Origin of the sequence: Echinicola arenosa (genome assembly GCF_014841125.1) — a bacterium.
Lineage (GTDB): Bacteria > Bacteroidota > Bacteroidia > Cytophagales > Cyclobacteriaceae > Echinicola > Echinicola arenosa.
In genome coordinates this window covers 232,929-245,866 of record NZ_JACYTQ010000001.1, presented here as the reverse complement: position 1 = coordinate 245,866, position 12,938 = coordinate 232,929, and the positions used below count along the sequence as shown (strand labels likewise).

The 12,938-nt window shown below is 37.3% G+C and carries 11 protein-coding genes; 4 read left to right on the top strand and 7 right to left on the bottom strand.

Annotated features, from left to right (window positions below; all coding sequences use genetic code 11):
* The first annotated feature begins 12 nt into the window (after nucleotides 1-12).
* The 4 genes from IFO69_RS00935 (at nucleotide 13) to IFO69_RS00920 (ending at nucleotide 3,841) form a co-directional block, all read left to right on the top strand.
* Nucleotides 13-1,176 (top strand): glycosyltransferase family 4 protein, encoded by a 1,164-nt coding sequence (locus tag IFO69_RS00935; RefSeq protein WP_192007079.1) that lies wholly within the window; start codon nucleotides 13-15, stop codon nucleotides 1,174-1,176.
* A 21-nt stretch (nucleotides 1,177-1,197) separates the two neighbouring features.
* Nucleotides 1,198-1,503, top strand: coding sequence for a hypothetical protein (locus IFO69_RS00930; protein ID WP_192007078.1), 306 nt, complete (start codon nucleotides 1,198-1,200; stop codon nucleotides 1,501-1,503).
* A gap of 172 nt (nucleotides 1,504-1,675) precedes the next feature.
* Nucleotides 1,676-2,011, top strand: a complete 336-nt coding sequence (locus IFO69_RS00925) for a LytTR family DNA-binding domain-containing protein (protein ID WP_192007077.1) — start codon at nucleotides 1,676-1,678, stop codon at nucleotides 2,009-2,011.
* Nucleotides 2,012-2,332: 321 nt separating this feature from the next.
* Complete coding sequence (locus IFO69_RS00920) at nucleotides 2,333-3,841, top strand: thiol-activated cytolysin family protein (RefSeq protein ID WP_192007076.1); 1,509 nt, start codon at nucleotides 2,333-2,335, stop codon at nucleotides 3,839-3,841.
* Between the two features lie 264 nt (nucleotides 3,842-4,105).
* On the opposite strand, the gene IFO69_RS00915 is transcribed toward IFO69_RS00920, so the two are convergent.
* The 7 genes from IFO69_RS00915 to IFO69_RS00885 form a co-directional block, all read right to left on the bottom strand.
* On the bottom strand, nucleotides 4,106-4,876 hold the full coding sequence (locus tag IFO69_RS00915; RefSeq protein ID WP_192007075.1) for a glycosyltransferase domain-containing protein: 771 nt from the start codon (nucleotides 4,874-4,876) through the stop codon (nucleotides 4,106-4,108).
* 2 nt (nucleotides 4,877-4,878) lie between these two features.
* Entirely contained in the window at nucleotides 4,879-7,149 is a 2,271-nt protein-coding gene (locus IFO69_RS00910; RefSeq protein WP_192007074.1) for a glycosyltransferase, read from the bottom strand.
* A 78-nt stretch (nucleotides 7,150-7,227) separates the two neighbouring features.
* Nucleotides 7,228-7,962, bottom strand: a complete 735-nt coding sequence (locus tag IFO69_RS00905) for a glycosyltransferase family 2 protein (RefSeq protein ID WP_192007073.1) — start codon at nucleotides 7,960-7,962, stop codon at nucleotides 7,228-7,230.
* On the bottom strand, nucleotides 7,955-8,905 hold the full coding sequence (locus tag IFO69_RS00900; RefSeq protein ID WP_192007072.1) for a glycosyltransferase family 2 protein: 951 nt from the start codon (nucleotides 8,903-8,905) through the stop codon (nucleotides 7,955-7,957). Before IFO69_RS00900 ends, IFO69_RS00905 begins: the two co-directional genes overlap by 8 nt.
* Before the next feature lie 8 nt (nucleotides 8,906-8,913).
* A complete protein-coding gene (locus IFO69_RS00895; RefSeq protein ID WP_192007071.1) occupies nucleotides 8,914-9,735 on the bottom strand; it encodes a hypothetical protein in 822 nt (273 codons plus the stop codon).
* 2 nt (nucleotides 9,736-9,737) lie between these two features.
* Nucleotides 9,738-11,570, bottom strand: a complete 1,833-nt coding sequence (locus IFO69_RS00890; protein WP_192007070.1) for an ABC transporter ATP-binding protein — start codon at nucleotides 11,568-11,570, stop codon at nucleotides 9,738-9,740.
* 172 nt (nucleotides 11,571-11,742) lie between these two features.
* Nucleotides 11,743-12,726, bottom strand: a complete 984-nt coding sequence (locus IFO69_RS00885) for a glycosyltransferase family 2 protein (protein WP_192007069.1) — start codon at nucleotides 12,724-12,726, stop codon at nucleotides 11,743-11,745.
* Between the last annotated feature and the right edge of the window lie 212 nt (nucleotides 12,727-12,938).

Here is a 12,938-nt window from a genome sequence, read left to right as displayed (position 1 = left end):
AACTACCGCTGTATGAGAATAGGATTTGACGCCAAACGTGCTTTTAAGAATTTTACTGGACTTGGAAACTACAGTCGCTTTATTCTTAAGTCATTAAGTGATAATTTTCCTACCAACAATTATTTTTTGTTTACTCCAGCCAATGGCCGTAAGAGTGACGAGATATCGATCGCATGCAAAAATCCCAATCAGAAAATTGTTCTACCCACTGATTTCTGGAAATTACCAGTGCTTTCTGGTGCATGGAGAAGTGTCTTCCAAGGGGTCAAGCATTTGGACAATCAGCTGGAGATTTTTCATGGATTAAGTAATGAAATTCCCTTTATCAAGAACAAATCCACCAAATACGTGGTGACAGTACATGATTTATTGTTTTGCCGCTATCCTGAAATGTTTAACCCTATTGATGTGCAGATTTATAAATTGAAAATGGAGCGATCATGTAAGGAAGCAGACCAGGTCATTGCCATCAGCCAACAGACAAAGGAAGATCTGGTGAATTTTTTGGGAATAGATAGGGGTAAGATTCGAGTGGTTTATCAAGGGTATCATGAAAACTATAACAAAGAAGTTGGCCCTGAGCAATTGACCAAAATAAAGGCAAAATATAACCTTCCTGAAAAGTACCTATTGTTTGTCAGTACCATTGAAAAGCGAAAAAATGTACAGTTGATCTTAAAAGCTTTAAAAGCAAGATCTGATTGGGATTTGCCGCTGGTAGTGGTGGGCAGGGCGACCTCTTATATCCATACTCTTAGAAGCATGGTTCAAGAATATGGACTACAGAGAAAGGTAATCTTTTTACATAATGTGGCCTTCGATGATTTGCCAGCCATGTATAAGATGGCCCATGTGTTTATTTATCCTTCCTATTTTGAGGGTTTTGGAATCCCGATCATTGAAGCTCAGCGCATGGGAACTCCTGTGATTACTTCTACCGGATCTTGTTTTCATGAAGCAGGTGGTGACGCGGCACTCTATGGAGATCCTGACGATCCTGATACCTTGATTGAGCATATTGAAGCGTTGTCCCGAGAGGAAACAAGGTCCAATTTTATTGATAGGGGTTATAAAAACATTGCCAGATTTGATGAAAGCATCATTTCCAGGGACATCATGAAGGTTTACCAAGAAGTTTTGGAGACATGTCCTGCCAAGGCCGTTTTGGCCACATAAAGAAGAGAAAATAATTTTTTGATGATGAAAACAACGATAATGATGTTGGGTGTTTTGGCATGCTGCGGAGCCTGTACCCAAGAAGAAAAACCATATATAGAAGCAGAGGCCACGGTTATGTACACCGGTGATATGGCATTGGATGGCTGTGGTTGGCTGATAGCCATCAATGATGAATTCTTCAGGCCTGAAAACCTCAAGGAAGATTTTAAAGTGGACGATCTTGAAGTCTATGTACACTATACCCTTTCCGGTGGAGTTTACTCATGTGGAATGGGCAATGCCGGGATCAGCAGGGTTTCAATTGAGCAGATTATAATGAGATAGAATTGGTATGAACAGTGAAGGAATAACAAGTTTCGAATAAAATGATAAAAAAATCTTATTGAACCTGTCAAGCTTAACCAATTTTTGGTCATAAAAATCAGCTTTCTACGCTGTAGCAGTGTTTTAAAAATTTCAATAAGTATTTAACTTTTTAGACTATCACAAACTAATAATGAAAAATAGATCAATGGTTAATGAAGAATGTATTTACTTCAAAAGAGGGACAGAGATAATCCGTACGGAATATAGCAAAATATGCTATGTTCAGGTAAAAGAATATATGGTGCAAATAGTGATGGATGAAGGAGAAATTATCAGCCAATGGCAATCATTAAAAGAGTTTCAGTTAAAATTACCTGATTATTTTGTAAAAATAAGTAGGTCTAAGGTGGTAAACTGGGATAAGGTAGTTTCAATCGATAAAAAATCCAGGAATGTCAAACTGATAGATGGAAGTGAGCATCAAATTAGTTTTAGAAAGTTACAAGAAATAGGAAGGTTGATATGAATTGAAGAGGCAGAATTGAGTTGCTTTTTTAAACTAGCATAGTTATTGGGTGCTTTGCAGATCCGAATACACTAATGGGGTTTGAAAATTTTAAAGACGGCTAAGTATAAAGAATGTTTTACTTTTTATAAAATTTACTTTTTCGTGTTTTAACAGATGATTTAAACGAAAACAGGATGATTTGACACGATATCGGAATGAATTACTACTTTTTTGGGAAGATTAAAGTGGTTAGGTTTTTGTTTTATGAAATCCTTTTGAATAGCATTTCCCTAAATATACTTTCGCAGCCGAAATATTTTTAAATTAAATTTTTACAAAATGTTAAAAAGAACACTACTATTTGCTTTGATTCTTGTGGGCCTTTATTCCTGTCAACAAGAAGAAGAGGTTAATCCAAAAACCAATTCAACGGATTCATTTGATAATTCAAAGAATCCTTTTAGATCGATGCCTACCATTTTGCAAGCAAAAGAGGGGATAGCTGTTAAGAAAAAGAAAGGATTGGATGGTGAAAATGCCAATTTAAATTGTTTAACCGAAATGGTTATTAAAACTGTAAGCCCTGAAAAACTAACTATGGTAGATGAACCCTATACAAAGATATATCCAGGGTCTATTTTTACCGCTGAAAGTGTTTTGAACGGAGATTACACACCAATAATTAATGTGAACAAACTACCCCAATCAATAATATTTAACGTTAATGGGCTTCAAAATGATCCTACCAGAACAATAATACCAACAAAGTCTAATTATGCGGATATTTTTTTAGAAATAGAGAACTCAGGAGTAATAGGTGGGCAACCGGCAATATTAGATCATTCTGTTGAGCAAGTGTATTCAGAAGAACATATGAACATAGCTATTGGGGCAAATATGAATGTCTGGAAATTACAAGATTTGCAATCAGATTTTGATTTTAGTTCTAGTAATAAAAACAATATTTTTGTAGCAAAATTTTTACAAGAATTTTTTACTGTAGAAATGGACTATCCAGAAGATGGGGTGTATGTAGAAGAGTATCCAGATAGTGAAATTTTTGGAGAATACTCACCAATGTATATTTCTGGTCTCTCTTATGGAAGGTTGGCTATTTTTTGCTTAGAATCAAGCCATTCGGTAGATTCAATAAACTATGCTTTAAATACTACTATGAGTTTTATTGCTGGTGAAGTGGGAGTTGAGGTTTCTTCAGAATTTCAGAGAATTATCAATACTTCAAAAATGAAAGTAGTAATAAGGGGTGGTTCAGGTAATGGAGCAGTGCAATCTGTCAATGGATATGAAGAATTTAAGAGTTTTCTTAGAGATGGTGGGGAGTATAATGAAAATAATAGGGGAGCGGTGATTGGGTATGGGCTCCGTCAACTTAGTGATCATGATGATGTATCAGTTAGTTTAAATGCTGAATATGAGGTGCAAGAATGTAAAGTAGAAATTTTTAGCTACTGGAGTGACAATGCAAAGGATCATTTTTATAGCACTAGTTATTCTCCAACGGCAGGAGGAGGGAATTGGACAGTTGAGGGAAGGGTATTTTATGGTGTCCCTGCAGAAACCGAAGGAGCTAGGCCAGTTTATCAGTATTGGAATAGTTCGGGAAAAGATCATCTTTATACGTTTGATAATCAAGCTTCAATAGGTGCTTGGCAAAGAGAATACATAGCTTTTTATGCTTTTGATCACCAAGTTGAAGGTACTCAACCAGTTTATTCATATTATAATAGTGACGCAGCAGATCACTATTATAACTTTGATGTTGGAGTTACTGCAGGCGGGGGAGGTAAGTGGAAAAGAGAGTATGTAGCATTTTATGCATATCCATAAATAATTTACAGCTTTTTTAAACAATCCTTTATCCAATCCCAGAAGAGATTGTTTAAAAAAGCTGTTTTCTTTTATAATTTAGGCTTTAAGGAAGTATTTGGAAAAGGTAATAGGATACCTATTATTTAATAATAATTTAAGGTCTGTGGTTTGGAGAAGGAGCTAGAAGGTATAGATTTTATGCTTATCCAGATGATGTTGAATAAAATAAATCTATTTAAGAGTGATAAGCTTTCTCTTAAAAAAATAAAAGGAAGCTTTGTTTTATTTATGTCTTTTGGAATACCCGAATATCTTTCTTCGGATTTTGTGAAAATTCCTTTTGAATGGCCCATATTGTTTGATAAAAGGCTCGTGTTTTTGTAATTGGCCAAATGGATTGTTCTCTGGAATCCAATCCAATGTTTTGAAATGCTGGAAGTTTAGCTTCCAAATGGAATAATTGAAGGACAATTGATCCCTTCTACTTCGGGTAATGACCTCATTCCACCAAAAATCCAGTAGCGCCTCCAACCTATTGTCAAATTTTCTAAACTGAAGTCCCCCTAGATTAAGACCATATTTTTCAGGAAAGCCTTCTTCACGATAAAATTTTTCTTGGGCAATAAATTTTTCAGGCTTGTCCATATTATAGAATTGGCAAGCTTTAAACTCATCATAGATACAGTTTCTCTCAGGATGCTTTAATAAGGCTAACAGCGTATTGTCTGATAGGTATTTTGATATTAGTTCTTGGACACTTTTGGTGGTGATCAGATAATGGGCGTCCACATAGATATTATAATCATAGTCATCTTTTAAGACTTTATGTGGCTGTAATTTATAAAAGCGGTTTTCTAAAGTGGGATCCTCAAACTGCCTTTTAACCCTTATGATTTTAAAGTTTTTCGACTTCAATAGTTTATTGTCCGTAAAACAGATCAAATCTACCTCGGCAAGTAATTCCTCTGGGAAAAGAGGTTCTCTGATGATATCGTATTTACCGAAGATGGCGGTATAGAGGACGATTTTTTTCTTTTTTTGAAACGAACTCATGTTTATACAATCGTTTTTAGGATGTCTTTTACAGATGCTACCGAGTACGGCTTTAAGGCTTTGTGGCAGTTTTTAGATATTTTTGACCAAGTTTCTTGGTCTTGATATAAGTGAAAGATTTGTTTGATAAATTCTTCTTTAGAATTAGCAATTATAATATTTTTGCCATTTTCTAATCCCATTCCTTCAGCACCTATATCAGTGGTGATCACAGGAAGTTTAAAGGCCAAGCTTTGTCCTATTTTACCTTTCATTCCAGCTCCAAACCTTAAGGGAGCAACAAATACCCTTTGATTTTCAAAATATTCAGAAACATCTCGAACGAAACCAGGGACTTTTACAAGATCACTTCTCAGTTGTAGTACTTCTTTGGTGGGCTTACTTCCCAGTAATGTCAGTTGTAAGTTGGGTAGTTTTTTCCATATTTCAGGCATAATTTCATTTACCAACCAGACGGCCGCATCAATATTAGGAGGGTGGTCATAAGCACCAATAAAGAGCAAGCCTTCTCTTTCATCAAAATCCAGTTCGTTTTTAATGATTTCTGGTTCATGTATATTGGGGATAACAGTAACATTTTTAATTCCTTCATTTTCCAACATCACTTTTTCACTTTCGGTTACAGTAAATGTATGCGTTGCAGCTTTTGCGATGTCCAATTCTTGAAGTTTTACTTTGGCTGCATTTAATTCTAAGGTTTTGTCATTGTTTTGTTCAGCCTGTCTTTGTAATCTGATATGGTGGAGATCCACCGTATCGTATATCCATTTGGCCTTTGGGAATTTTTCAATAAGCCATTGATAACTTTCATTTAATTCAGGACGACTGATCCAAATAACATCGCATGAATCGATCGTTTCATTGATTTCTTTTATCATTCCGGCCCTGTTGGGATACCTGAACAGCACTTCAATCCCTATTTCAACCATTTGGTTGTAATAGGGCTGTGTTTTTCTGGTGTCTGCAGGGATAAACGTAATGTGATACCCCAGATTATTGAGGATTTTCAATATTTGATAGGCTCTAAATGATCCTGAATTTTTATCATATTCTGGAATAATGGTATCGATATAGATCAATCTTTTCTTAGCTAATAACCTACGATTTGCAGGTTCTTGGCGATGGTCAGCATAGTGAAGGGGAAGTTCTGAGGCCCATTTTTCTTCAAATTTAATTTTGTTGATGTCTTGAAAGCGTTTTACGGAACCTTTTTTAGCCAGTTTCCCTGATGTAATGCCCTCAAAATGGATAACCTCCGAAAGCGGATGGAATACAACCTTTTTGCCCAATTGATTTCTTACCGCAAAACAAAGATCTGTATCCTCGTAATAAGCAGGGGCATATTGTTGATCAAATTGTCCTAATTGGTCAAAATCCGCCTTGCGGATCATCAAACTAGCGCCAGAACAATAATCGACTTCCCTGATGTAATTGTATCTTGGCCTGTCCCGTAAATCATTTCTGCCATAATTAGCTCCTAATGCATCACTAAAGATTATGCCACCGGCTTCTTGTAAGAGTCCATGAGCATAAATGAGCTTACTACCTACACAGCCAATTCTTTCATCTTTAAATTGTTCAATGAGTGGGTTAAGCCATCCTGGTCTTACTTGGGTGTCATTGTTTAAAAAGTAAAATAGATTTCCTTTGGCTATTTCACTAGCCGAATTGCAGTTTTTTAGAAACCCTTGATTTGTCTTATTTCTAATGTACCTGATGCCTTCTACATTGTGATTAAAAAATTCTTCAGTATCATCTTGGGAACAGTCATCAATTACGATGATCTCAATGGGGATACCTGCTGGAAGATTGTTTTTTAAGGAGAGTAAACAGTTGTAGGTGTAGGCCAGTTGGTTATAAACAGGAATAATTATCGAAATATTGGGTTGACCTTCCTCTGTAAAGGTGAGCTTTTTCTTTAAAATATCTTTCGATTTCAGCAGTGGAAGAATATCATTAGGAACGAAATGTCGATAGCCCAATATAGTCAGGAACATTTCCTTAACGAATATTGATAGTTTTGAATGCTGATCTGGGTTGAAAAAGGCTGAATTTTTTATGGTAAAGGCCAAACCTACTTCTTGTAGAATGTTTCGCTTAAGCAAAAACGTACCAAAAAACAATGTGGCTAATCTGACAATGTAATAGGTAATGAATTTCGAATGAAATCTATAAAGGTTGTTTTTGCCACTGTCTTTTCCTTGATAAAATTTGCGATTTATCTTATAGCAATAACGTTCATTGTATTTGTCAATCCATCTGTAAATCTTCATGATAATTTACACTGTTAGTAGTCAGATTATGTGTTATGTTTAAATAGTCACTTTTAAGTCCAGAGGCTAAAACTCGTTTTATTTTAGCCGTTTGGTTTTCCACAGATAAGACCAATAACTTCTTTCTTCCCATTTATATTCATAATAGAATCGCTCTCTAGCGGTCAACCTTCTTCTCTCTCTGGTTCTTTTAGTGTTTAATGTTTGGCTTTCTAAATGGTCGACAATTGAAGAGGTTACTAATGCATGTTTCAATCTATGTTTTTGAAGTGTCATGCTATAATCGTTGTCCGCAAACCAAAATTTAAATTTGGGGTCTAGTTTGCCTGTGATATTGAGAATTTCTCTTTTAAAGAACAAACACCAACCTATAAGCTCGTTACGTACTTCATATCCGTAATGAACTCCACTGTGAAGCTTCACACCATGTTCTGGGTGATGAATAGAGCATGCAGGAGAGACACTGCTTAGGTGAGGATCTTCTTCAAAAGCTTTTAAAATTTCAGAAGCCCAGCCTTTATGGAATTCGAGGTCGTTATTGCAAATGCAAACGTAAGGGGATTGTGTCATTTCAATCCCAATATTCATATATCTATGATAGCCAAATTTCTCTTTTGGATAGATCGTTTTTGTATTGGGGAAATCATACTTTTCAGCTTTTTTATAGGACTCAATTACCACTACATTGAACCGGATTTTCTCAGGAGATTCTGAGTCAAAAAGGGTCTTTAGAGCCGTTTCTGTCAAATCCCTTAATTTTGGCCCTTTGGCGTAACTCAAAATAATGATATCTATATCGACAGGATTATTCATTGTAGGATGGTGATTTTATTTGCTGATAAATGGCTTTTATATAATACTTGGCAAAATCAACTGTGTTGACATATTTATTTATTCGCTTTAATTCTGAAAAATCCCAAGGGCCAACCTGATAGAGTAGCTTTTTAAAATTCCACTTATAATACTTTTTGTTCAAGGAGTAAAGCAACTGTTTTTCCTGTTGATCAAATCCGGACTTTTCAATCATCATATTGAATTGGCTCCTGATAAGAATATCCCTTTCTTTCATCTTTACCAAGTTTTTTTGGCTGACGCTGGTGCGATGAAGACGGTTGCTTGTATATGCCTTTGGATGGTGGAGATAATGGAATGAACAATTGGCGAAGCCAAGCTTCAACCAGAATATCCAATCTTCTAGCAAAGTCACACCGATAGGGAACCGAATGTCTTTTTTGAGAATAGACGCTTTTAACAATGGGCTGCTGATCACAGCAATATTATGATGGAGCATTGCCTTTACCGTTTCAATTCCCCTGTCATGGAGTTTGTACATCCACTCTTTATTATTCATTTCAGAATCATAACTTAGAATTTCCGGTTTATCATTTCTGAAATAAAAATTGTTTGTATAGCTAATGTCAATATCAGGATTGTCTTCAAAGTGTTTAATTTGAAGGGAGAGTTTTTCCGGGCTTAATAAATCATCACCATCCAAAAACTGAACAAATTCCCCATTGGCTATTTCAATTCCCGTATTTCTGGCTACTGAAACACCTTGGTTTTCTTGCTTGATATATTGGAATCTTTTGTCTCTTTCAACATATATATGAACAACTTCCGACGTATTATCAGTAGAACCATCATCCACAATAATACACTCCCAGTTTTGGTGGGTTTGCTCCAGGACTGAATTTAGTGTCTCACTAATTGAAAAACCATAGTTAAAAGTGGGGATTATAATAGATACTTTATCCATGAATCAACTTAGTTAAGACGGCTTCTCTTTCCTCTGAAAAATTTATCATATTGTCTTATAAAAAACAGTATTAAACCTGTATTGAATAGGAGTCTCTTCCATTTACTTGCCCCTATATAAAAACGTGCTGCCGTTGAAGCCATAAATCTCGGACGAAGTGCCTTGCTGTATTTTCTAACAAAATCGGTTTTAGCTGTTTCAAATACTTTATCCAGCTTTCCTTCACTTTTATGTATGAGATTAAAGTTGATTACATAAGAACGATAGCCAAGAATATCTGCAAGTAGACAAAGGTCTGCCCCATACATATGGAAGCCTTTCAGGTCAGAAGATAAAGCCAAGTTTGCACTGTTTTTCACAACCATAAAGTTTTCATCAACCGCCATTACGCGTATTGGAGTATCCTTTTCTCTGAAAGTTTCTCCTGACTTTCCATTGGTCATATTTATAGCCAGATATTTTAAATTGACTCTTCCTGCATTTCCTGCTATAGCCCATTTAGGTGCTTTTAAATATAGTTCTTTGATGCAGGATTCTAAGTTTTCTCTTTTGTCATCATGGAAAATAACGTCTTGGTGACAGATGAGAATATGTTCTCCTCTCGCTTGCTGAAGGAATAGGTTAAGCCCCTTATAGGCATCAATAGAATTTCCTGTAGAATTATCAATGATCAAGTATTCGCAATCATCTTCTCCAAAACCGGCTTTCAGACAAGAAGCTTTCATCTCCTTATACTCTGTATGGTCGGTGACCAGTGTGCAAATGGAAAACTGAAAAGGGTATTCCTTTACTTCTGTAATCACTTTGGATGGCTTGACTTGATGTTTCATTTTTATCCTGCTACTTCAGTAAATTGCTGCATATTGACGAGCTTATTGTACAAGCCATCTTTGGCTACTAGTTCCTGGTGGTTGCCTTGTTCAATGATTTGACCATTTTCTAACACCACAATGATATCGGCATTCTGAATGGTGCTGAGTCGGTGTGCAATGACCAATGAAGTACGGTTTTTCATCAGCTTGTTCAGGGCGTCCTGCACCAGTTTTTCAGATTCTGTATCCAAAGCAGATGTTGCCTCGTCCAATAGCATGATAGGAGGATTCTTAAGCACTGCACGGGCAATACAGATTCTTTGTTTCTGACCACCGGAAAGCTTTAATCCCCGGTCACCCATATTGGATTGATAGCCATTTTCGGTTTGCATGATAAATTCATGGGCATTGGCGATTCGGGCTGCTGCCTCTACCTCTTCAGCTGTGGCATGCGGTGTACCAAAGGCGATATTATTGAAGATAGAATCATTGAAGAGGATGGACTCTTGGTTCACCATACCCATCAGGTTCCTCAGGGAGTCCATGGTGAGGTGAGATATGTCATTTCCATCTATAAGCACAGCTCCTTTGTCGGGTTCAATAAAGCGGGGCAATAAGTCCATCATGGTGGATTTTCCGCCACCAGAAGGTCCGACCAAAGCCACCATTCTTCCTTTGGGGATGGTCAGGTTGATGTCTTTAAGCACTGGTCGGCCTGGATAGCTAAATGACAAATCCTTGATTTCTATTTTATCCTGAAAGTCATTAATCGGTGTAGCATCTTTTTTATCAGAGATGGCTGGTTTTTCGTCAATGAGATCCAATACCCTTTCACCAGCTGCCAATCCTGAATGGATAGAGCTAAAGGAGTTGGTCAGTGCTTTTGCAGGCCGCATGACTTGACTGAATAATGCGATATATGCAATAAAATCAGATGCGCTCAGTTCGGATTGGTTGTTGATGATCAGTGAGCCCCCGTAGAGAACAATTCCTGATACCATGGTCACTCCTAGAAATTCCGAAACCGGAGAACTTAGCTGCTGGCGTTTGGCCATTTTTTTGCCCAAGGAAGAAAAACGGACATTTTCACCGTGGAACTTGTCCTTGATCATTTCGGTGGCATTGAAAGCCTTGATGATCTTGATTCCGGACAATGCCTCGTCCAAATAACTGATCATGACACCATATAGGTGTTGTGCTTGGGAAGCTTGGGATTTTAACCGTTTTACTATCTGGGCAATGAAAAAAGCAGAAACAGGGATGATCAAAAGTGAGAATATGGTCAATTTATAAGAGATGGCAAAGAGCATAAAAACATATGCGATCAGTTGCAAGGGTTCTTTGAAAATGACTTGCAAGGTGCCGGTCACGGAAAACTGAACTACCTGTACATCTGAGGAAATTTTGGAGATGATATCACCTTTGCGTTGGTTGCTAAAATAGCCCACATGCAGGTTCATGACATTATCAAACACCCTCCTTCTTAGGTTCAATAAGGTGTGGATCCTTAGGTTTTCCATCACCAATTGGGACAGGTAGCGGAAAAGGTTTCCCAGTAGTACCGAAATTATGATGACGCCACAAACAGCCTGCAGGGCTCCCAAAGGACCATATTCCTCTTTGGCCATTTGGGCATAGTAGTTCAAGTAGCCGAAGACATCCGTCCAGCTATCTGGCTTTACCATCACCTCTGCAGCGGCATCCTGGGAATTGAACAAGGTGCTCAGTAAGGGGGCAAGCATGGCCAGGTTGAGGGTGTTGAAGACCACTCCTAATAAGGTAAATATCAGGTAAGGTATGGCAAACTTCTCAATGGGCTTGGCAAAAGATAATAATCTAAAATAGGTTTTCAATTGTCTTTATTATTTCTAGGTCTCAAAGGCCTCGTACAGCTTAATTTTACCGCAAAGGTACTAATTTTATCACCACCGTCATTGGAAGGAAGAACGATGAAGCAATCTCGTTTTATAACAAGAGATTGCTTCACTCTAATGCGGCCTTGATCGTGATGAGGGTTATATTCAGTCACTTTAATTTATTTTCTTTCTTAAAAGGGATAAATATGTTTTTCCTGACATCAAACAGACTTTTATATCCCTCATGTTTTTGCATTAAACCCTTTAATTTTTTTCTGGAATTGCGAATTTCAGCTTCCTTTTTCAAATAGTCCATATAGGCTTTGGTTACCCACCATTTTCCAATCAATAACCGGGGTATAATTTCCAATATCATCAATTGAACCTTCCAAATCATGAGCTTTAATCCATCTAAATGAATGGCCTGTAGGATAAACTTATTCCTGTACAGAACGGGATAAAGGGCCTTTTTGGTATGCTCTTTTTTGGTGGTGGAGCTTACTTCGTGATGGCAGATTGCCTTATGTTCATAATAACACTTCCATCCCAATCGCCAAGCCCTAAAGCTTAGGTCGACATCTTCTACATAAAAGGGAGTGTAGATCTCATCAAAACCTCCTAATGCTAATAGCTTTTTCCTCTCCACCAAAGCGTTGGCACCGGATAAATATGCGGTAGGGCTAAGTTTGGTTTCATCGGTGCAATCATAGAAAGAAGTACCTTTGAACTTGAGCCCTTGAAAAGCCATCATCCTTGCCGAATCTTCTGTTTCTCCCCGACTGTTTAGAATCCTTCCCATAACACCAAAAGTGTCATGATGATCGAAATATTTCCAGAGCGCTTCGAAATAATTTTCTTCCAATGCCACATCAGAATTGAGCAACATCACCAAGTCCATCTGAGCGGCCCTGATTCCCTGGTTACAGGTATAGGAAAACCCCCGATTGTCGGAATTGACCAAAAGCCTGATGTTGGGATAATGCTTTTTTACCCAAGGAACAGAATTGTCAATAGAGGCATCATCGACTATAATCAATTCAAATGGAGCCTCCGAAATATGGGCCGCTTTGAATACAGTAGGCAGGTACTTCTCTAATAGGTGCCTTCCGTTGTAGTTGGGAATGATAATGGATATACTTCTTTTTTGTGGCATTAATTTAAGCTTCTCTGATGCGCCAGTGGTACCTGTACGGATAAACTCGGCGGAATGTGACAGTAACTTGTTGATATTTTAAACCTAAATATGCAATAGAAAAGCTGTTCCAGATTGAAAGTACTATAAAATCAGTCTGATTTTCTTGTATTTTCAGCCCTTCTCGACAGGTCGTAATGAATTCAATTGCCTAATGAGGGGTCAAAGAAATA